We start from the raw sequence: 20,013 nt of genomic DNA on the forward strand, positions 1-20,013 counted from the left end.
AGAACTTGAGGGCGCGCCGATGACTGGTCGACTTTTCGTGCGCGGCTACTCCGCGGGCATGGGGCGGTCCGGTAGCGTTTCAGCATGCCCGAAAAGAGTCAGAGCAACGACTACGACTGGCTCTACAGCGACAATAAGCCGTCCTCAACGCAGCCTCCGGCAAGCGACGAATTGCCGCCGCCGCATCTTCCACCCCCGGGCCGAGGCACTGGCGACGGTAATCGGCCACCCGCTCGGCCCAAGAAACGACATCCCCTCCGCCGGACGATCTTCGTTCTGATTCTGGCTTGGATCGTATTCTTAGTCGCGGTGCCCGTCTGGGCTTGGGGCCGGATCGACAAGGTGGACGCGACACCCACGGCGGCGCGGCCTGGCGATCAGCTCGGAACCAACTACCTTCTCGTCGGCTCAGACAGCCGGCGCGGCCTGACCAAGACCCAGCAGAAGGAGCTCACCACCGGCGGGGACAGCGGTGGCCGCGGTCGTACCGACACCATCATGATCATGCACGTCGGCAAGGGTCCGACGCTGTTGATATCGATCCCACGTGACTCGATTGTCCCGATCAAGGGTTATGGCACTACCAAGATCAATGCCGCGTATGCCTACGGCGGCCCGAAACTTCTCATCTCAACGCTCGAAGCAACGACGGGCCTACGAATCGACAAGTATGTCGAGGTCGGCTTCGGCGGCCTCGTCAACGTCGTCGATTCGCTTGGCGGTGTCCAGATCTGCCCGACAGAGAATCTGAAGGACAAGGATTCGGGCCTCGACGTCAAGAAGGGCTGCCAAACCGCCGACGGCAAGACAGCGCTGGCGTTCTCCCGCGCCCGACACGTCTACGCAACCCAAGACATCCAGCGGGTACAGAGTCAACGCGAGGTTCTCGGCTCGATCGCTGCGAAGGCCAAGTCACCGTGGACCGTCCTGAACCCGTTCCGCTATCAGGCTGTCGCCAAGGGTGCCTCCGGCTCCCTACAAATCGGCGACGATGTCAATCCAATTGATCTCGGCCGGTTCGCGTTCGCGCTGTCATCGGCGATGTCAGGCAAGGGACTCAACTGCACGATTCCATTGCGCGACTTCGCCGTTCACTGGGACCCGCCGCGGGCGCGTAAAATGTTGTCGTACGTCAAACAGGATGAGACCGCCAAGATTGGCAGTCTCTGCACAAAGGACGGTCTGCCCAAGTCCTGACGTCAACGGGCGCATTTCGCGGTCGACGGCAAGCAGTGGCTGGAGTGGCTGGAACACGGAGACCGCAGCGCTTGTCCCCAACGCCAACAGCACGAGTTTATTGCACACCGGGCAGCCCACGGCGAGGAAGCCGAGCAACGCGCCGACCCCACCTCGCCGGTCGATCGGTGCAGGCTGCTGATCGACATACGATCCGATCAAGAGTCCGCTGAGCACAGCAGACACCACCCACACCGGCGCGGCCCAGACTGGCGCCGCGATCGACCTGCTGAATAGGGGTGTATCGATGAGTGCGGTGGGAATTCCAATTATTAGAAGGCCAATATCGAACTTACGAGCGCGAAACGCCATTGGCGGGCAGTCCACCCCGCGTTCGGGGGCGTCATCGAACACGGCACGGTAGAACTCCCAGAACTTGTCCTGCGCTGCTGCGGCCCTGCTGGCGGCGGCAGCACGAATCGATTGTTTCCCAAAGATCGGCAGATCCGGGAACTCAAGCAGCACGACACCGATGAGTGCCGTGTACGGCACACGCTTCCTCCCAATACCATCATCACCGTCAGTACATGTAGGTAAGGTCCGGCCGTGCTGCCAGAGTTCCCGCCGCTGGCTCAGTCCTAAAGGTTGCTCTGAATTCCGGCCAGCAGTTGACGTCCCATCACGATCCGCTGCACTTGATTGGTGCCTTCATAGATCTGGGTGATTTTCGCGTCGCGCATCATTCGTTCGACCGGGTAGTCGCTGGTGAAGCCGTAGCCGCCGAGCAGTTGGACCGCGTCGACCGTGACTTTCATGGCAACATCGGAGGCAAAGGCCTTCGCTGCCGCACCGAAGAAAGTCAGGTCTTTCTCCTGCCGTTCAGATCGGCCAGCCGCAGCGTAGGTCAATTGGCGGGCCGCTTCCACCTGCATACCCATATCGGCGAGCATGAACTCGATGCCCTGAAATTCGGCGATTGCCTTGCCGAACTGCTTGCGTTCCTTGACATAGCCGATCGCGTAGTCGAGTGCGCCCTGAGCAACGCCGACCGCCTGCGCCGCGATCGTGACGCGCGTGTGGTCGAGCGTCGCCATGGCGGTTTCGAAGCCTGTGCCTTCGGCACCGATGATGCGATCGCCGGGGATGCGTACGTTATCGAGGTAGACCTCGCGGGTCGGTGATCCTTTGATGCCGAGTTTGCGTTCCTTGGCGCCAAATGACACGCCGGCGTCCGACTTTTCGACGACGAACGCTGAGATCCCCTTGGTCCGCTTGTCCGGATCAGTCACAGCAAGAACCGTGTAGAACTCGGAGACGCCAGCATTGGTGATCCATCGTTTGACACCGTTGAGGACCCAGTCATCACCGTCGCGTACTGCACGCGTCTTCTGATTTGCGGCGTCGCTGCCGGCATCAGGCTCAGACAGACAATAGGAAAAGCCGCCCTCGCCAGCGGCGAGTTTGGTCAAATATTTCTGCTTGATCGCTTCACTGCCCGCGATCATTATCGGCAACGATCCGAGCTTATTGACCGCGGGGATGAGCGAGCTGGACACACAGGCGCGCGCAACCTCTTCGATCACGATGACGGTGGCCAACGCATCCGCACCCGCTCCCCCGTATTGCTCCGGAACGTGGGGGGCGTGGAAGTCCGACGCGACAAGCGCATCGTGCGCTTCCTGCGGGAATCGAGCATTCTCATCGACATCTGCGGCGTATGGAGAAATCTTGGCATCAGCGAGCGCCCGGACCGCCTCACGGATTGCTTGATGCTCCTCTGACAGTGCGTAAAAATCGCTCATGACCCTGCTCCCTAGGAATTACTTGGACTACCTAGTAATTCTAGCCGAACACCCAACCGCGTTCGTCGAGTGGCACGTACCCGGTCCCATTCCGACCGTTTGAGCCCAAGTACATGCCAGTCGACGACCAGAGAACCCAGGCACGTGCCACTCGGCGGGGCGGCGCGAGGTAGTTCAGCGGAAGCCGGCGTGGCCTTTCGGATTGCGAATCCGTTCGCCCTTGGCGCGAGCGCTGTCAGCGAGCGACTTCTGGAAGGCCAGTATCTTCTCGGTCAGGCCAGCATCGCCGGTGGCGAGTATGCGCGCCGCCAACAATCCGGCGTTCCGCGCATTGCCGATCGACACGGTCGCTACCGGAACCCCGGCCGGCATCTGCACGATCGAGAGCAACGAATCCATGCCATCAAGATATTTAAGCGGCACCGGGACACCAATCACCGGCAGCGGCGTAACCGCGGCCAGCATGCCGGGCAGGTGCGCCGCTCCCCCGGCACCAGCAATGATGACTTCAAGTCCTCTGGCGTGGGCCTCACGCCCGTACGCGAGCATCTCATCGGGCATGCGATGTGCGGAGACGACGTCAGCCTCGTACCCAATATCGAATTCGGCCAGAGCGATCGCCGCAGCCTCCATCGTCGGCCAGTCCGAATCCGAACCCATCACGATGCCTACACGCGGTTGTTCATTCATTTCATACCGTCCTTGTTCTCGGCCACGGTACCGGTTTCAAACAGGTGAGCAGCGCGTCGAGCCGAAACCAGCACGCTGTCGAGGTCAGCGCCGCAGGCAGTCACGTGGCCGACCTTGCGTCCCGGCTTGACCGCCTTGCCGTAGAGGTGGACCCGGATATTGGGCTCGGCCGCAAGCACCACCTCGAGCTGGGCTTCGAGATCAGCAACAGAACCACCGAGGATGTTGACCATGACAGTCCAGGTGGACCGAAGATCGGTTGGGCCAAGCGGGAGATCAAGTACAGCGCGCAGATGGTTCTCGAACTGGCTCGTGGCCGCACCATCAATGCTCCAGTGGCCGGTGTTGTGCGGCCGCATTGCGAGTTCATTGACCAGGATGCGACCGTCGGTCGTCTCGAACAACTCAACCGCGAGGATTCCGGTCACATCGAGCTGCTCGGCAATCGTCACGGCGATTGCGCTGGCGGCTTCGGCCAACTCGGGGGCAAGATTTGGCGCTGGCGCGATGACCTCTTTGCAGACGCCGCCGACCTGGCGCGATTCGACGACTGGATAGATTGCGGATGAGCCCGACGGTGATCGTGCCACGAGCACTGACAATTCGCGTACGAAGTCGACCTTCTCCTCGGCCAGCAGGGCTCGATCGGTCGCGAACGCCGCAGCCGCGTCGTCGGACGATTCGAGCAGCCATACGCCCTTGCCGTCGTAGCCACCGCGCGTCGTCTTGAGAATGATCGGGAATCCACCAGCCGACTCCGCGAACGAAGCCAGCTGGTTCGGATCGCTGACGACCGCATTGACCGGGCACGGAACGTCCAATGCGGCAAGCCGTGTGCGCATTTCAGCCTTGTCCTGAGCGAACAACAATGCCTCAGGCCCCGGTCGGCAGGCATGCCCATGGGCGGCCAGCGCCCGGAGATGCGCCGGTGGGACATGTTCATGATCAAATGTGACCACCGGAACCCCTGCAACCACCTGTTGCAGAGTGTCCAGATCCGTGTAGTCGCCGACAATGTGATCGGCGATCACCTGCGCCGCGGACACCTCGGGACCTTCGGCCAAAAGCCGAATCCGAACACCGAGTCCAATTGCGGCCTGTTGCATCATCCGCGCGAGCTGGCCGCCACCGATGACTGCGAGATGTGGGTCTGTCACAACTCCACGTTACCGGCCGAAACTGCGACGCAGACTGACGGCCACGGGTTCGACATTGCCAAACCCACGCAGGGGCCGAGCCGACAGGGTCCGGGTTTCAAACTCATCACCTAGCGCCGCCGCGGTGGTCTGGTCGACAATGACTCGGTTCGTACGGGCAACGCTCGTGAGCCGAGCTGCCAGATTGACCGGCGGGCCGAACACATCACCAAGCCGGTTGATGACCGATCCCGTCGCCAGCCCGACACGTACATCGGGAAGATCTTGGCGGCTACTGATCTGACGGACGATGTCGAGCGCGATCTGGGCGGCGATGGGCGGATCGTCGCAGACAAACAACACCGCATCGCCCAAGGTCTTGATGACCCGTCCGCCCCGGCCTGTGACAATGTCGGCGCAGCGCGACTCGAACGTCTCCACGAGTGAGCCAAGGCTCGAATCATCAAGCCCGTTGGAGAGCGCGGTAAACCTGACAAGATCAGCGAATCCGACCGTGACATGAGCCGACAACAGTTCCTCATCGGCGGCGCCGAGCGCCTCGACCCGCGCAACCGCAGCGGCAAGATGACGCCGCCAGGCATACAACAACAGCTGTTCGAAGTCGGGACCGATTGCCTGGGTGAGCTCGAGCGTCGCCTCGACCCGCGCCTCGGGCAGATCCGACTCATGGGCCGCCTCAACGACTCCGACAAGCGTCGATACATGCCAGTCGGCCAGTCGCGACATCGTGTTGCCGAGCGCACGCGTCATTCGAAACGCGCTCTCCTCGTCGAGAACGCCGCGTTTAATCGACGCAGCGACAAGCCGCATCGCCTCGACGTCACGCGCCGTATATGCGACGTCTGCGACCGCCTCAGGGAATCCGAGTGCCCGCCAGAGCCGCTGGGCGTTTTCAAAGCTGAGCCCGCCCTGATCAGTGACTTGTTGAGCGGTGAACTCGATGTCGGCACCGAGAATCACCCGAGCAAGTGCGTCTTCGTCAGAGCGACTCATCGGTCGCATGACCCGAGCTGTGCTCGAAAATGAGGTTGGTCAGCGTCCGGTGCATGTCCTCGATTTTGGGGATGTCGTCGAGTTCGAGCCCGGCCTGCTCGCTCGCATCATGGATGATCAGCGTCCCGCAGCCGAGGAGTCGGTCATTGAGATTCTTCTCGAACGCGACATCGTTGATGCGGTTGAGTGGGATGATCCGTCCCTTACGAGTCAGGATGCCGCGCTGCTCGACGAGCCGTTTGTTGGTGACCGTGTAGGTCCAGGCAAACCACCGAATGAACGGTATGACCGAGCCGACGAAGATGAGGACGACGGCAACCGCGATCACTGCCCAACGCAGCCAGCCGCTGGCGGTGTCGCCGACGACTGCGGCCAAATAGCCGCCAGCACCGGCCACAACAAGCAGGATCAGAAACGGAATTATGAGGACTTTGACATGGGTACGGGTCGAGACGACGATCGTTTCGCCATCGATCATCAGTTTGCGGGGCAGCGTCATGCCTTGAAGTTTCTCACGTCTGGGGCCGAACGTGTATGACATCCCCGGCGCTTACCGCTCGATCGCCCACCAGCAGGCGCCCGGACTCGTCCAAACCATCGGCTATGCCGACCAACGTCGTGCCATCGGGCAGCTCGACCCGGACGTTCTTTCCAAGTGTCGAGCAGCGCCGTTTGTAGGAGTCCCGTATGCCCGCCACTGGATCCCCGCCGGACGCGAGCCAGGCAACATACAACGATTCGAGATTGCGGAGCAGGCTGCGGAGCACGATCGTCCGGTCGGTTTCGGATGCTCCTTCGATCGCAAGCGAGGTCGCGGTGTCAACGGGTAATTCGTCGGGGCGGAGCGTCACGTTGAGGCCGATCCCGATGACCGCCGCGGCGCCCGCGTTCGTCTCGATCCGCTCGACCAAAATGCCAGCAATTTTCTTATTGCCGACGAGGACATCATTAGGCCACTTGAGCGTCGACTCGACACCGAATGAGTTAACCGTCGCATCGACGGCAAGTCCCACCAGAATCGGCAACCACACCCACCGCGCGGCGGAGATCTGCTCCGGCCGCAACAGGACCGACACCGAAATCCCAGAGCCGGCCGGCGCTTCCCAGTGGCGATCAAGGCGACCTCGACCGGCGGTTTGCTGTTCGGTCGTGTGGATTGTTCCCTCGGGCGCTCCGTCGCGTGCGGCAGCAACCAGATCAGCATTCGTACTGGTTGTCGATCCGGTGACGACAACGTCGGTCCATAACTGTCCCGGTCCAACCAGAGCGGCACGCAATGATTCCCGATGCAGTGGTGGTCGATCCAGGTCGTGAAATGTCATATGAACAGCCTCACATACCCAACCGGCGAGGCAATCGTTAGTCTAAGCCTCGTGAGCGAAGCAGAGATCGAAGTCAATCCAGAACTCCATACGACCGCCGGCAAGCTTGCCGAGTTCGAGCGTAGGCACCAAGAAGCAACCGTCGAAATGGCTGCTCGTGCCGAGGAGAAGCAGGCCAAGAAGGGCCGCGGCAGCGCTCGCGCCCGAGTCGAGCAATTGCTCGATGACGGGTCGTTCGTCGAACTCGACGCATTTGCCCGGCACCGCAGCACGGCCTTCAGCCTTGACAAGAACCGGCCATTGGGCGATGGCGTGATCACCGGCTACGGCACGATCGACGGCCGGCAAGTATGCGTTTTCAGCCAGGACTTCTCAGTCTTCGGCGGCAGCCTCGGGCAGGTCTACGGCGAAAAAATCACGAAGGTCATGGACCTGGCGATCAAGACCGGCTGCCCGATCATCGGCATCAACGAGGGCGCCGGAGCTCGCATCCAAGAAGGTGTTGTCTCGCTCGGCCTCTACGGCGAGATCTTTACCCGTAACGTTCACGCTTCGGGAGTTATCCCGCAGATTTCGCTGATCATGGGCACGTGTGCCGGTGGCCACGTCTACTCACCGGCAGTCACCGATTTCACCATCATGGTTGATCAGACGTCGAACATGTTCATCACCGGACCGGACATCATCAAGACGGTCACCGGCGAGGACGTCTCGATGGAAGATCTCGGCGGCGCTCGTACGCACAACACCAAGAGCGGCAACTCGCACTATATGGCTGACGACGAGGACGATGCCCTCGACTACGTCAAGGCGCTTATCTCCTACCTGCCGCAGAACAACATGGAAGAACCGCCCGTCTACGGTGAGGTTTCCGATCTTGAGCCGACTGAGACCGATCTCGCGCTCGACACGATGATCCCGGACTCGGCCAATCAGCCGTATGACATGAAGAATGTCATTGAGTCGATCCTCGACGACGGTGACTTCCTTGAGGTCATGCCGCTATTCGCCCCCAATCTGATCATCGGCTACGGCCGAGTCGAGGGCCGCAGCGTTGGCGTCGTCGCCAATCAGCCGATGCAGTTCGCTGGCTGCTTGGACATCGATGCTTCTGAGAAGGCGGCACGCTTCGTCCGCACCTGCGATGCCTTCAACATCCCGGTCCTGACCTTCGTGGACGTTCCCGGCTTCCTACCCGGCACCGACCAGGAATGGAATGGCATCATCCGCCGCGGCGCGAAACTCATCTACGCCTATGCCGAGGCCACCGTTCCGCTCGTCACCGTCATCACCCGCAAGGCATACGGCGGAGCATATGACGTGATGGGCTCCAAGCATCTCGGTGCGGACGTCAACATCGCATGGCCCTCAGCCCAGATTGCGGTGGTCGGTGCCTCCGGCGCCGTCGGCATTCTCTACCGCAAGGAACTTGCTGCGGCCGAAGATCCCGAAGCGCTGCGCGCCCAGCTCATGACTGAGTACGAGGACACACTCTGCAATCCCTATCTTGCCGCTGAGCGGGGCTACATCGATGCGGTCATCGCACCGCATCAGACCCGCGCCGAAGTGGTCAAGGCACTGCGTCTGCTCAAGACCAAGCGCGAGACGCTGCCGCCCAAGAAGCACGGAAACATCCCGCTATGAGCGAGCGACAGCGAACGAAGCACGGAAGCATCACCGCGTCGACCTCGTATTGTTTGCTCTTAACGAGGGAGACGCTGTGAGCGGCCCGGAAACCCGGGAAACCCCCGACGCACCGATCGTTAAGCCGATCCTGCGCGTCGTCAAGGGCGATCCGACGCCCGAGGAACTGGCCGCTCTCGTCGCGGTTATCGCTGCCCGCAATGCCGCTGCAGCCAATGCAGCGGCGAGCGCGAAACCACGCATACGCTCGGCCTGGGGTGAACCCGCACGGATGGCACGACCGCCGCACCGCCACGGTCCCGACCAGTGGCGTCGTTCCGCCTGGGGCTGATCATGGCGCTGTCCCCCCTGTCCGATGTCAGTCCTGCCGACTGGTTCGTCAGCAGCGACGCCGACTGGTGGAACAAAGTGTGTCTCGGACCGCCAGGATTCGATGCCTACGTACGGGTGTTCGACGACGCTAATGACGACGCGCATGAGGATGCACCCGAGCAGATCCGCGCCGCTCTTCGCAGCATTCTCGCGCGCCACACCGCCACCGCAGAAACCTGCTATTTCGCCTTGTGGGATGGCTGGTGCACCCTCGAAGGTAGCCCGCATGGCATTCGGAGAATCTGGGCAAGGCGACTGGGCTTCCCGCAGCGGTATCGGGACAAACCGCGCCGTTTCCCGGTTATCGCAGAGCTGTTCAATTACGCACCGGCATACGACCTGTCTTTTGTCCACGGTCCGAAGGTCTCGGTGCCCAATCGAGACTTTTACCTGTTCGAAGGCCCACTTACGGCGGACCTCGATTGGGGCGCCGCTGATTTCGAGCCCGGCTTTCCACGCGATATCCCCAACGATCCGGCACTTATGTGGCCGGATGATCACGCCTGGTTCGCGGCTTCGGATGTCGATCCCGATTGGATTGGTATCGGCGGATCGTGGGGCCTCATCAACGAACTAATCGAAGATCCGCGGCTCGATGTCGCACTGACTACTTACGATGCCACCGATTGGGAGGCCCGATGACCCTGCGCCCGCTGTCCGACGTGTCACCCGGCGACTGGCTCGTCAACACACCGGACCACGACGATCGAGTGAGCACGCGTGGGCCATCCGGCTTCGCCGCGTATGTCCGGGTGCTGCACTCCTGGCTCGACGACGAGCACGAGGAGCGTCGCGAGGGCTGTCTTGACGACGAGCAACTGCATGCCCTGGCCGAAATCCTCACCCATCACACGAGGACGCCTAACCGTTGCTTTAACGCACTCTGGGATGGCTTCGGTGACATCGACGGCGGACCCGCCGCCGGCTTCCTGACCTCATTCTCCGGCTCCACCGCCTACAGCCGGTTGTTCCGTCATTCGCGGTCTGAGTCACCACCACCGGCATTTCCCCCAGAGGTGCTCACGGGGCCGCGGCTCCAATTGGTGCCGCGGAGTTACCTCCTGTTCGACGGGCCGCTGGCCGAGGCAGGCCGCTGGGGTGCCAAGCCATATGACCTCGACGTCCCACGCGACATCAACAGCCCCAATCTGCTCTGGCCAGAAGATCGCGCGTGGTTCCTCGCCACCGACGTCAACCAGTTCTGGACCGGAATAGCAGGATCGAAAGCGCTCGCCGAAGCATTGCTGTCCGACGACCGACTCGAAGTCGTACGCGCTGGTGATGGCGCGTGAGAGTCATCTTGGCCTCTGCCTCGCCAGCCCGGCTTGCCACGCTTCGCGCCGCTGGAATCGACCCCGAAGTCATCGTCTCGGGGGTCGACGAGACCCAGATCAGTTCGACTGATCCCGCCAATCTCGCCGCGGCCCTTGCGCAGCTCAAATGTCGCGCTGTCGCCACTGACATCGCCGACGGCGCGCTCGTGATCGGATGCGATTCCGTCCTCGCCTTCGAGGGCGAGATTCTCGGCAAACCAGTCGATGCGGCCGAAGTCACCGCCCTCTGGCGGCGGATGCGTGGACGGTCGGGTGTATTGCATACCGGGCACTGCGTGCGACGCGGCGAACACGAGTTTCTGGACAGCGCGTCGACCACCGTACATTTCGCCGACATCAGCGATGCGGAGATCGCCGCATATGTCGCAACCGGCGAGCCCTTGCACGTTGCCGGCGCATTCACGCTCGACGGGCTGGGCGGTGCTTTCATCGCCGGGATCGAGGGCGACCCACACAATGTCGTTGGCATCTCCCTGCCGTTGCTGCGCATTCTGCTTATGAATCTCGACATCAAATGGACTGACTTATGGGGCCACTCGACGCCGCAGTGAACGCGTCGTTGAACTCATTTTCACTCGGATTACTCATTTGCTGCGAAAAAGGAGGACACTAGAGACATCATGGCTACTCCTGAACGCACACGTCGTTACCTTTCCTCCAGTCCCTTCCAACGCCCGGCCGAAGAACCGGTAGCGGTTTACGAGATGGGTGAGCGTGTAACTCATGACACCTATGGTCTCGGCCGCATCATCGGACTCGAAAACGGTGCAGCCGTCAATGTCGACTTCGGCAGCTTCGCCAAGCGCATCAAACTGCCCACCAAGAAAATGATGAGCCTCTGACCGACCCAGCCCGCTCCTCATCGTGAGGGTGGTGGATCAGCCACGGTGTGGCGTTGTCGCACGGTGGCTGATCCACCACCCGATGGGGATTATTCGACTGGAAGTCCCAAACCCTTGGCGATGAGCATGCGCTGCACCTCGGACGTACCCTCACCGATCTCGAGGATCTTCGCATCGCGATAGAGACGTGCGACCGGGTATTCCTCCATGAAGCCATAACCGCCGAAAACCTGAGTCGCGATCCGTGTAGCCGTCACCGCCGATTCGGTGGCATACAATTTGGCGATTGACGCGGCCTGTTTGAACTCCTTGGCCGTCGCACCAGCGTCCTTCATAGCCGCGGCCTGGTAAGTCAGCGCCCGACTCGCTTCGAGCATGACCGCAAGATCAGAAATCTGGAAAGCGACGCCCTGCTTCGCGCCGATCGGCTTTCCGAAGGTCGTACGCTCCCCCGCATACTGCACCGACAAATCCAGACACGCCTGTATGCAACCCACCGCGAGTGCAGCGATCGCCACGCGACCGTCATCGAGCGTCGCCAAGAACTGCGCGAAACCCCGGCCCCGCTCACCGAGCAGATTTTCCTCGGGGACCCGCGCATCAACAAACGTCAACGGGTGGGTATCTGAGATGTGCCAGCCCAGTTTGTCGTAACTCGGCTCAGCGGTGAAGCCCGGCGTTCCGGACGGCACGATGATCGTCGAGATCTCCGCTTTGCCGCCGGCACGCTCCCCTGTCCGCGCCGTCACGGTCACGAGCGAGGTCATCGCGCTGCCGGAATTGGTGATGAACTGCTTGGCGCCGTTGATCACCCATTCGCTCTCATCAAGGACCGCCTTCGTCTTGGTCGCTCCAGCGTCCGATCCAGCGCCGGGTTCGGTCAGACCGAAGCCAGCGAGCGATCTGCCCGCTACCAGATCAGGCAGCCATTGCTCTTTCTGCTCGGCTGACCCAAACGTCAGAATCGGATTGATCCCAAGCCCCACTCCGGCCTCGAGCGTGACCCCGATGGATTGATCCACCCGGCCCAATTCTTCGATCGCAACACACAAACTGGTGAAGTCACCGGCAGCACCGCCGAATTCCTCCGGTGCAGTGAGTCCAAACAATCCAAGATCACCCATCTTCTGGATGACGTCGACGGGGAAGTGGTGTTCCTTATCCCATTGGGCGACGTGCGGAGCGATCTCGGCAGCGGCGAACTCGCGCACGCTATGGCGAAAATCTTCGTGTTCCTTAGAAAGTGAAAAGACCATGCTTCATGTTAACGACCATTAACCATATTCGCCAAGCCCCCTTGGACCCGCCGCCTCATCTTCCCCGCGGTCGTCTTCCTGATGGTCCATCAACCCGGTTCCTGAGCGGCAAGGTGCTGCGCTAACCTCGAGTCCGAGTCTGACAATTCCCCGGGGGGGGGGGGGGGGGAAATATGCGCCTACGCTCACTCGTCGCATTGACGACGACTCTGCTGCTGGTCGGTGCGGGCGCCGTCCACGCGGCCGATTCCACGACCACGAAGGAATCCGAAGGCAAGCTCATGCTTGTGCTCGACTCCTCTGGCTCGATGAAAGAAGCAGCCAGCGGCGGCGGCACCAAGATCGAAGCCGCGAAGAAAGCGCTCAAGAAGGCCGTCAAGGAACTGCCCGACGATGCCCAGGTTGGTATGCGGGTCTTCGGCGCCAAGGTTTTCTCGGCTAAGGATAAGGGCGCCTGCACCGACACGCAGAACGTGGTTCCCGTCGGCCCACTCGACCGCGCCGCGCTCGGCAAACAGATCGACTCCTACAAGCCGTACGGCGAAACCCCCATCGGCAATGCGCTCAAGGGCGCGGCCGCGGACCTCGGGAAGTCGGGCAAGCGCACCATCGTGCTGCTGTCCGACGGTGAGCCCACGTGCAAACCGGACCCGTGCGATGTCGCCAAAGACCTACGCAAGCGTGGAGTGGACCTCAAGATCAATGTGGTGGGTCTCTCAGTAGGCGGAAAGGCTCGCTCGGCGCTGCAATGCATCGCCGACGCGGGTGGTGGCACCTACTACGACGTCAACAGCCCCGAAGAGCTCGCCGATTCACTCGTGACCGTCAGCGTACGTTCGTTGCGCGAATTCTCCATCAAGGGCACACCAGTAGTTGCCGCCCAGACCTCGACCGCTGCCACACCGGTCAAGACGGGCCAATACACCGACACTTCAAAGGGCGAAGGGACCGACAACTACTACCTGATCAAGCGGCCGAAGGGCGGCAGCACCTCGGTCGCGGTGACGAGCCGGCCGGAAATAAAAGGCGATTTCACGCAGAGCCTGAACGTCGAACTCCTGACCACCGACGGCACTTCCTGCGCCCGTTCGAACGACTACCGTGTCAACGTGCTGCAACTGCGGTCGATCCTGAGCAGCGCGGCATACTTCACGCCCAACAATCAGGGCATGGCAGACAACGAGCCCTGTCAGGCTGCCACCGAATTCATCGCGCGGGTGTTCTACAAGGGTTCGGCCACCAGCATTCCGTACGAGATGGTGGTCCAGACCTTCCCGAAGGTCATTAACCTCAAGACCCTTCCCGCACCGGTGACAGACAAGGAATTCGACTCCTATGTGAAACCGGTTCGCGGGCAGGGACAGGGTGCCGCTGTCATCGGAGGAGCCAGTTTCAACGACGCGCCTGTGCTCAAACCCGGCCTCTACACCGACAGCCTGCGCGCCGGTGAACAACTGATCTATCGGGTGCCTGTCCGCTGGGGTCAGGTCCCACGCATGAGTGTCACCACCGAATCAGATGCCAATTCGGCGCGACTCCTCGGCATCATTGGCACAACAGTGAAAGTGAATGCTTTCAACCCATTGCGGCAGCCACTCCTTTCCTCGTCCAACAGCGACACCGGTGTCACCAGTTCGGGGCGGTTCACCGGTGACAATCCGCACACCATGACGGCAGCATTCATCCCGGTCAGGCAACGCAATGTCGAACCGATCGGTGCTGCGATCAACCAGAACGCCATGGCCGGGGACTACTTCTTCTCGATCGAGATGGGAGCCGCTAATGCTGACGAGCAACATTTCGCTGCGCCGCTGACGATCGCGGTTGCCGTCGACGGAGCCGCCACCGGAGCGCCCAAATATGCCAAAACCTTCAAACGGGCCGGCGACCAAGCGAAGAAGAAGACCGGTGACCAAGCCACTAAGGCGAGTTCCAGCAGTGGTATTCCCGTCGGTCTTTGGATCGGGCTGGGTGCTCTGGCGGTGATCGCGCTGGCCGCGGCCGGCTTCGTCATCGGACGCCGCAGCGGAGCCACTGATAGGTCGAAGTAACGAACCTCTCGTCGCCGTTAAGACGGCAGCCCCCTAGAATCAGGACGCAGCCCACCATCTTGAGGAGTCACTTCGTGAGCAAGCCCCTGGCTAAGGTTCTCATCGCCAATCGCGGCGAAATCGCCGTTCGCGTCATTCGCGCGTGCAAGGATGCCGGTATCGGAAGCGTGGCGGTCTACGCCGAGCCCGACCGCGATGCACTGTTCGTACGACTCGCTGACGAGGCCTATTCGCTCGGCGGATCCACGCCAGCGGAGTCCTATCTGTCGGTTGAGAAGATCCTGGCCGTCGCGGCCAAGAGTGCCGCCGACAGCGTCCACCCCGGCTACGGCTTCCTCTCCGAGAACGCCGCCTTCGCACAGGCAGTCATCGACGCCGGACTCATCTGGATCGGTCCCCCGCCGGCCGCGATTGAGGCACTGGGCGACAAAGCCAAGGCCAAGCACATTGCGCAGAAGGCCAACGCCCCGCTCGCACCCGGCACCAAGGACGCGGTCAAGGACGCCGAGGAGGTCATCGAGTTCGCGAAAGCCAACGGTTTACCGGTCGCGATCAAGGCCGTCTTCGGCGGCGGCGGCCGCGGTCTCAAGGTCGCCAAGACGATGGAAGAGATCCCCGAGCTCTACGAATCGGCAGTCCGCGAGGCAGTCAGCGCATTCGGTCGAGGCGAGTGTCTTGTCGAGAAGTTCCTCGATAAACCGCGCCATGTTGAAACTCAGTGCCTAGCCGATCAGCATGGCAATGTCGTCGTCATCTCGACCCGCGATTGCACGCTGCAGCGCCGTCACCAGAAGCTGGTCGAAGAAGCCCCGGCACCATTCCTCAACGAGGAGCAGATAGCCCGGCTCTATGACTCGTCCAAGGCCATCTTGAAGGAAGCCGGCTACGTCGGTGCCGGCACCTGTGAGTTCCTTGTTGCTCGCGACGGCACGATCAGTTTCCTCGAAGTCAACACCCGGCTGCAGGTCGAACACCCGGTGTCCGAAGAGATCACCGGAATCGATCTCGTCCGCGAAATGTTCCGCATCGCAGCCGGCGAAGAGTTGGGTTATGGCGATCCGGTCGCCAATCGGCACTCAATCGAATTTCGCATCAATGCCGAAGATGGCGGTCGCGGCTTCTTGCCCGCACCCGGCACACTCACCAAGTGGGCACCGCCGTCGGGTCCGGGCATCCGGCTCGATGGCGGTTACGAGCAGGGCGAGGCTATCCCAGGTTCATTCGACTCGCTTATCGCCAAACTGATCGTTACGGGCACAACTCGCGAGCAGGCGCTCGAGCGTTCGCGCCGCGCCCTCGACGAATTCTTTGTCGACGGCATGCCGACGGTCATCCCGTTCCACCGCTCCGTCGTTGATGACCCGGCCTTCACCGCCGAAAACGGCACCTTCGACGTCTACACCACGTGGATCGAGACCGATTACGACAACCAGCTCGAGCCGTATGCCGGTGCCGCCGAGAGCGATGAGTCTGCTGAACGGGAGCGTGTGACGGTCGAGGTCGGGGGCAAGCGCGTCGAGGTCACACTGCCAGGCGGGCTCGGAGCGAGTGCGGTTGCTAGTGGCAACGGCACCAAAAAGTCCAAGCGCAAAGGCGGAAAGTCGTCCGGTGCAGCGGTCAGTGGCGATTCGCTGACGTCGCCCATGCAGGGCACAGTCGTAAAGATCGCGGTTGAAGAGGGTCAAGAGGTCGCCGAAGGTGACCAGATCGTCGTCATCGAGGCCATGAAGATGGAGCAGCCAATCAATGCGCACAAGGCTGGCATTGTCATCGGTCTGAGTGCCGAAGTAGGCGCAACAGTCGGCGCCGGCGAAGTCATCGCCGACATCAAAGACTCTTGAGTTCAGGTGCGGTCGGCGGGGGCCTGGGTAGGACTGGCGGCTAGCGGCGCAATCGCGCTGCTCCTGACCCTCAGCCTGATCGCTCTGCCGGCTGCTGCTGATGAGCCCTTCGCGGGCACGGTCGACGAAATCGCCGCAGCGCTGAAGCACGATCCAATCTTGGTTCAGCAGATCATGGGGTCGGGTGAGACTGCGTATGCAATCAAGCGTATTAAGGCAGCGGGCACCGACAGCCATCTTGATGCTCCGGTGTATGTCGCTCTGGTTCGCGATCCCAGCGACATCCGTACGGCGAATATTTCGAAGAATTTGCTGATCGGACTGCACACGCGACTCGGCGATGGAATCTTCATCGTGCAGACCAGCACCGGCCAATTGGCGATCAACGTTTGGGGCGAGGCATTCAGCGGACCCGATCTTGCGCGTGCCGTCGATGAGGAGAATGCACGGATTCGGAACGAACGTCCGGCAAGCCGTCTTATCAAGTCGGTACGGTCCGAGGAACAAATCAAGCCGTGGTTCACTGCCGCAATGGCGATACGCATTGCAGCAGCTCCTGGACTCAGACTGACGGATGCACAATCGCGGGCCCTGATCAGCGACGACCCAGGCTTCTTCATCAATTCCGCTAATTACCAAGCCCGTGGACGAGATTCCTCGACCGGGTTACGCGCAATGCTCGCGACTATATCGGCCTTGAGCCTGTTTCTGATCGTGATGCGCGGGCTCTCTTGGTATGGGGCCCGCACGGTTGATCAGTCATGTGATCAGAGCCAGCCAAAGTTTGTGCCAAGCCGGAAGGAACTGGCCGATAGCCTGCCGACGACAGCAGCCAATGAGCTTAAGGAACTGACGGACCGAATTATTTCGCTGCCGACGAAACTCCGAAAGCCCGAACTTCTTGAGTCCGCTCAGACCGCCCATGAGGCAGCGCAGGTTGCGATCGCTCAAGGCACACCTCAGGCGTACGTCGGTGCAATTGTCCTGTCTCGTATCGGGCTGCGATCAGCCGAGCGGGCACGTGGCAAACGCGCTGCCGATTACCGCTGCTGTTTCTTCAATCCGCTGCATGGCGAGGCTGCCAGCAACGTCGACATGAGGTCAGTGGCTGGCCTTCAGGTCCCGGCCTGCAAGGTGTGCGCACGCGCGCTTGATACCCCCACACCCTTGATGTTGCCCCGTCCGGGGCGCGACCGGCCCTATTACGACTATGACGACGTCTGGGCACGAACTGGTTACGGGTCGATGGCGCAAGATTTTCCCGAGCAAGTTCTGACCGAGGGGCCCAGTTGATGCCGGCATTACGCTCCCGCGCGGGTATGGCGCTTAGCGCTGCGATTGTGGCAGTCATTGCGCTGGCCTTCAGCGCAGCCTTCACGAGCATCGTGGCCAACAGCTATGCCCGATCCGCACCAAAAGTCATACCAACTGGCGACCGCGCGCTCAGCGCGATTGAGGTGCTCAAAAGCTCACATCTCTATGTAGCCCCCGATGCGGCGGCGCGCCTAACCGCAGCCCAACGGGACACGATCAACCGAGCCGCAGCAGCATCCGATCCACAGATTTTCATCACCATCTGGAATCCGAGCCGCAACGATGGCGTCTACCTCGACAGCGACGGCGCCGAACAAATCGCCAACGGCGTCGGCAAGAAGGGCGTGTATCTATTAGCTGGCAACGGCACGCAGGCGGGAATCGAGGAGTACGGCGTCAATCCCGACTATGTGAACCCCGAATTGCGCGGCGAGTTCGACAAAGCACTGCTGCGTTACATCGCGGCAATCAATGAAGCCGGCGACAGCGAGCTGGTGGCCGCCGACTCGGACTATTGGGGCGGCACGGGCGGCGGCATCGCGTTCGGTGTCCTAGCAGTGCTCGCCGGCTATCCCACTCTCATGTTGCTCATCGGTCTCGTCCGCCTCGCCACCGGTCGACGCTTCCTCGCGCCAACGAGTTGGTTCGGCACCAATCGCTGCGCCCCATATCAGGAAGGCATTCTCTGATGGCAGACGACCAAATCGCGCAAGATCATCGCCGGAACCGCCGACGACGGGGTCTATATTTCGCCCAAGCTTGTGTCTGTCAGCCCAGACCAAGAAGCCCAAATCGTCGCTAATGTGGCCAACAGCCAGACCCCCATCTTCGCCATCGGACTCCCCTTGGATTCCGCTGATGCCTATGGGGGCGACGGCGAGCAGGTAGCCGCGCTCGTCGTGGATCGGACTCAGCAGGATGGCATCTATCTGGTTGCTGGCCGAGACGGTTCGCTCGGAATGAACGCGGTCGCGTACGGGTCCGGCTCCCAGGGGTTATGGGAGATTGCTTGGGTCGCGAAACAGCAGGCTCCCGATAATCAGGGGCAGCAACTCGTCATCGCCACGGATCTAATCAGATCTGGCGAAGGACACAAAGTCTTCAACCAACTGTGGGCTAAACGCGAGAAGGATACGACGACCTCCACCGCTACGAGCGACAGCGACGGGTCGCCGTCTACGGTCATCGCGGTGAGTGGCATCGTCCTTGCCATTGCCATCCTCGGCTGGCTCCTACACCGCTGGACGAACGCCGTTCGGCGGCGGCGAGATCGTGGCCTGACCCGGACCGTACTCGAACGGGTGGCCAACGCGCGCAACGACGAATGGCGAGCCCAGGCTGACGCGGAACTGCTGGCCTTTAGCGCCCGGATCAACCGGTCGGACATCACCGCCCAGTCATCGACCGATGCCTGGCGGACCGCCCTTGATCACTATGACGCTGCCCGCCACGTGCTTGACCGATCCACTACTACGGCGGACACAGTCGGCGCGCTCGTGCTGCTCGAACGCGGCAACGCAGCTCTCGACGCGGCCATCGCGGGCAACGAATTCGCTCCATCCACGCCGTGCTATTTCAATCCATTCCATGGCACCACAAGCAAAACCGTCACATGGGGCGCTGGTCAACGCAAGGTCACGGTTCCCGTATGCAACGCCTGCCGGCTCGCAGTCCGTAAGAAACGCGAGCCCGAATTCCTAGATCTTGCCATCGACGGAAAATCCGTCCACTACTACGACTCGAAGGCCGAACCGTGGGCATCAACTGGCTACGGCGCGCTGAACACCGATCTCATCGGCATGCTGAAACGCCCTAGGAACGATTGAATGTCGACGGGAATCTCTTCGGCGGTTCAGGCTGTTTGGTGTCCACCTCGCCATAAGCGATGCCCGCTGCCCATACGATCGCAGTGACGCCTACCCAGGTCCAGAAACCTTCAATCGAGAAGCCGCGCATCGGCACCACGAGATCAGTGAGCAGCAACGCAATCCAGGTCAGTATGAGTCCGCCGACCACGGTGTAGCCACGAACGAAACGGTTGACCAACGACCCAACGATTCGCTTGAGCGCCACGGTAAAAAGCGTGAACAGGACCACCGCGAAGATGAATCCGCCCATACGTACGTTGAAGTTGTCGAATAGCCACGCGGCAACTGCAAGCGACGCGGCGTTGGCCAATGCCGAGATACCAATCGATTTGAGGAGCTGAGTCACGCCTC

The 20,013-nt window shown here is 61.4% G+C and carries 20 protein-coding genes; 12 read left to right on the forward strand and 8 right to left on the reverse strand.

Annotated features, from left to right (window positions below; all coding sequences use genetic code 11):
* The first annotated feature begins 84 nt into the window (after positions 1–84).
* Positions 85–1,197 carry an LCP family protein gene (locus AC2YB9_RS14195; protein ID WP_487265989.1) on the forward strand — a complete coding sequence of 371 codons (1,113 nt, stop codon included), beginning with the start codon at positions 85–87 and terminating at the stop codon, positions 1,195–1,197.
* A gap of 617 nt (positions 1,198–1,814) precedes the next feature.
* Here AC2YB9_RS14195 and AC2YB9_RS14200 read toward each other — a convergent pair.
* From AC2YB9_RS14200 to AC2YB9_RS14225, 6 genes are all read right to left on the reverse strand, one after another.
* Positions 1,815–2,978, reverse strand: coding sequence for an acyl-CoA dehydrogenase family protein (locus AC2YB9_RS14200; RefSeq protein ID WP_487265990.1), 1,164 nt, complete (start codon positions 2,976–2,978; stop codon positions 1,815–1,817).
* Positions 2,979–3,152: 174 nt separating this feature from the next.
* Positions 3,153–3,668 (reverse strand): 5-(carboxyamino)imidazole ribonucleotide mutase, encoded by a 516-nt coding sequence (gene purE / locus AC2YB9_RS14205; protein ID WP_487265991.1) that lies wholly within the window; start codon positions 3,666–3,668, stop codon positions 3,153–3,155.
* Entirely contained in the window at positions 3,665–4,825 is a 1,161-nt protein-coding gene (locus AC2YB9_RS14210) for a 5-(carboxyamino)imidazole ribonucleotide synthase (RefSeq protein WP_487265992.1), read from the reverse strand. The genes purE and AC2YB9_RS14210 overlap by 4 nt, the downstream gene beginning before the upstream one ends.
* A 9-nt stretch (positions 4,826–4,834) precedes the next feature.
* Positions 4,835–5,818 carry an adenylate/guanylate cyclase domain-containing protein gene (locus AC2YB9_RS14215; RefSeq protein ID WP_487265993.1) on the reverse strand — a complete coding sequence of 328 codons (984 nt, stop codon included), beginning with the start codon at positions 5,816–5,818 and terminating at the stop codon, positions 4,835–4,837.
* Positions 5,805–6,317, reverse strand: a complete 513-nt coding sequence (locus AC2YB9_RS14220) for a PH domain-containing protein (RefSeq protein ID WP_487265994.1) — start codon at positions 6,315–6,317, stop codon at positions 5,805–5,807. Before AC2YB9_RS14220 ends, AC2YB9_RS14215 begins: the two co-directional genes overlap by 14 nt.
* 13 nt (positions 6,318–6,330) lie before the next feature.
* The gene (locus tag AC2YB9_RS14225; RefSeq protein ID WP_487265995.1) at positions 6,331–7,140 is read right to left on the reverse strand and encodes a biotin--[acetyl-CoA-carboxylase] ligase; all 810 of its coding nucleotides are present in this window, start codon (positions 7,138–7,140) and stop codon (positions 6,331–6,333) included.
* A 51-nt stretch (positions 7,141–7,191) separates the two neighbouring features.
* Between AC2YB9_RS14225 and AC2YB9_RS14230 the strand changes: the two genes are divergently transcribed.
* The 6 genes from AC2YB9_RS14230 (at position 7,192) to AC2YB9_RS14255 (ending at position 11,332) form a co-directional block, all read left to right on the forward strand.
* Positions 7,192–8,784, forward strand: coding sequence for an acyl-CoA carboxylase subunit beta (locus AC2YB9_RS14230; protein WP_487265996.1), 1,593 nt, complete (start codon positions 7,192–7,194; stop codon positions 8,782–8,784).
* A gap of 76 nt (positions 8,785–8,860) precedes the next feature.
* Positions 8,861–9,115 carry an acyl-CoA carboxylase subunit epsilon gene (locus tag AC2YB9_RS14235; protein ID WP_487265997.1) on the forward strand — a complete coding sequence of 85 codons (255 nt, stop codon included), beginning with the start codon at positions 8,861–8,863 and terminating at the stop codon, positions 9,113–9,115.
* 2 nt (positions 9,116–9,117) lie between these two features.
* Positions 9,118–9,798, forward strand: coding sequence for a hypothetical protein (locus AC2YB9_RS14240; RefSeq protein WP_487265998.1), 681 nt, complete (start codon positions 9,118–9,120; stop codon positions 9,796–9,798).
* On the forward strand, positions 9,795–10,448 hold the full coding sequence (locus tag AC2YB9_RS14245) for a hypothetical protein (RefSeq protein WP_487265999.1): 654 nt from the start codon (positions 9,795–9,797) through the stop codon (positions 10,446–10,448). Before AC2YB9_RS14240 ends, AC2YB9_RS14245 begins: the two co-directional genes overlap by 4 nt.
* Complete coding sequence (locus tag AC2YB9_RS14250; RefSeq protein WP_487266000.1) at positions 10,445–11,041, forward strand: Maf family protein; 597 nt, start codon at positions 10,445–10,447, stop codon at positions 11,039–11,041. The genes AC2YB9_RS14245 and AC2YB9_RS14250 overlap by 4 nt, the downstream gene beginning before the upstream one ends.
* Before the next feature lie 69 nt (positions 11,042–11,110).
* On the forward strand, positions 11,111–11,332 hold the full coding sequence (locus AC2YB9_RS14255) for a hypothetical protein (RefSeq protein ID WP_487266001.1): 222 nt from the start codon (positions 11,111–11,113) through the stop codon (positions 11,330–11,332).
* An 89-nt stretch (positions 11,333–11,421) separates the two neighbouring features.
* Here the strand turns inward: AC2YB9_RS14255 and AC2YB9_RS14260 are convergent, their stop codons facing one another.
* A complete protein-coding gene (locus AC2YB9_RS14260; RefSeq protein WP_487266002.1) occupies positions 11,422–12,588 on the reverse strand; it encodes an acyl-CoA dehydrogenase family protein in 1,167 nt (388 codons plus the stop codon).
* A 173-nt stretch (positions 12,589–12,761) separates the two neighbouring features.
* On the opposite strand from AC2YB9_RS14260, the gene AC2YB9_RS14265 reads away from it, so the two are divergent.
* From AC2YB9_RS14265 to AC2YB9_RS14285, 5 genes are all read left to right on the forward strand, one after another.
* Positions 12,762–14,639: a VWA domain-containing protein gene (locus AC2YB9_RS14265; protein WP_487266003.1), complete on the forward strand. Its 1,878-nt coding sequence runs from the start codon at positions 12,762–12,764 to the stop codon at positions 14,637–14,639.
* A 74-nt stretch (positions 14,640–14,713) separates the two neighbouring features.
* Positions 14,714–16,480, forward strand: a complete 1,767-nt coding sequence (locus tag AC2YB9_RS14270; protein ID WP_487266004.1) for an acetyl/propionyl/methylcrotonyl-CoA carboxylase subunit alpha — start codon at positions 14,714–14,716, stop codon at positions 16,478–16,480.
* 6 nt (positions 16,481–16,486) lie between these two features.
* The gene (locus AC2YB9_RS14275) at positions 16,487–17,773 is read left to right on the forward strand and encodes a hypothetical protein (RefSeq protein WP_487266005.1); all 1,287 of its coding nucleotides are present in this window, start codon (positions 16,487–16,489) and stop codon (positions 17,771–17,773) included.
* Positions 17,773–18,483 carry a hypothetical protein gene (locus AC2YB9_RS14280; RefSeq protein ID WP_487266006.1) on the forward strand — a complete coding sequence of 237 codons (711 nt, stop codon included), beginning with the start codon at positions 17,773–17,775 and terminating at the stop codon, positions 18,481–18,483. Before AC2YB9_RS14275 ends, AC2YB9_RS14280 begins: the two co-directional genes overlap by 1 nt.
* 114 nt (positions 18,484–18,597) lie before the next feature.
* Positions 18,598–19,620, forward strand: a complete 1,023-nt coding sequence (locus tag AC2YB9_RS14285) for a hypothetical protein (RefSeq protein WP_487266007.1) — start codon at positions 18,598–18,600, stop codon at positions 19,618–19,620.
* On the opposite strand, the gene AC2YB9_RS14290 is transcribed toward AC2YB9_RS14285, so the two are convergent.
* On the reverse strand, positions 19,607–20,008 hold the full coding sequence (locus AC2YB9_RS14290) for a hypothetical protein (protein WP_487266008.1): 402 nt from the start codon (positions 20,006–20,008) through the stop codon (positions 19,607–19,609). The two genes, AC2YB9_RS14285 and AC2YB9_RS14290, sit on opposite strands and share 14 nt — an antisense overlap.
* Positions 20,009–20,013: the final 5 nt, after the last annotated feature.

It is taken from the genome of Aeromicrobium changchenzhani (genome assembly GCF_057586615.1).

Bases quoted from the DNA above. Each gene is read 5' to 3' on its own strand.
- AC2YB9_RS14215 (WP_487265993.1), bottom strand. From the start codon at position 5,818: ATGAGTCGCTCTGACGAAGACGCACTTGCTCGGGTGATTCTCGGTGCC.
- AC2YB9_RS14240 (WP_487265998.1), top strand. From the start codon at position 9,118: ATGGCGCTGTCCCCCCTGTCCGATGTCAGTCCTGCCGACTGGTTCGTC.
- AC2YB9_RS14280 (WP_487266006.1), top strand. From the start codon at position 17,773: ATGCCGGCATTACGCTCCCGCGCGGGTATGGCGCTTAGCGCTGCGATT.
- AC2YB9_RS14265 (WP_487266003.1), top strand. From the start codon at position 12,762: ATGCGCCTACGCTCACTCGTCGCATTGACGACGACTCTGCTGCTGGTC.
- AC2YB9_RS14260 (WP_487266002.1), bottom strand. From the start codon at position 12,588: ATGGTCTTTTCACTTTCTAAGGAACACGAAGATTTTCGCCATAGCGTG.
- AC2YB9_RS14200 (WP_487265990.1), bottom strand. From the start codon at position 2,978: ATGAGCGATTTTTACGCACTGTCAGAGGAGCATCAAGCAATCCGTGAG.
- AC2YB9_RS14225 (WP_487265995.1), bottom strand. From the start codon at position 7,140: ATGACATTTCACGACCTGGATCGACCACCACTGCATCGGGAATCATTG.
- AC2YB9_RS14195 (WP_487265989.1), top strand. From the start codon at position 85: ATGCCCGAAAAGAGTCAGAGCAACGACTACGACTGGCTCTACAGCGAC.
- purE (WP_487265991.1), bottom strand. From the start codon at position 3,668: ATGAATGAACAACCGCGTGTAGGCATCGTGATGGGTTCGGATTCGGAC.
- AC2YB9_RS14245 (WP_487265999.1), top strand. From the start codon at position 9,795: ATGACCCTGCGCCCGCTGTCCGACGTGTCACCCGGCGACTGGCTCGTC.
- AC2YB9_RS14255 (WP_487266001.1), top strand. From the start codon at position 11,111: ATGGCTACTCCTGAACGCACACGTCGTTACCTTTCCTCCAGTCCCTTC.
- AC2YB9_RS14220 (WP_487265994.1), bottom strand. From the start codon at position 6,317: ATGACGCTGCCCCGCAAACTGATGATCGATGGCGAAACGATCGTCGTC.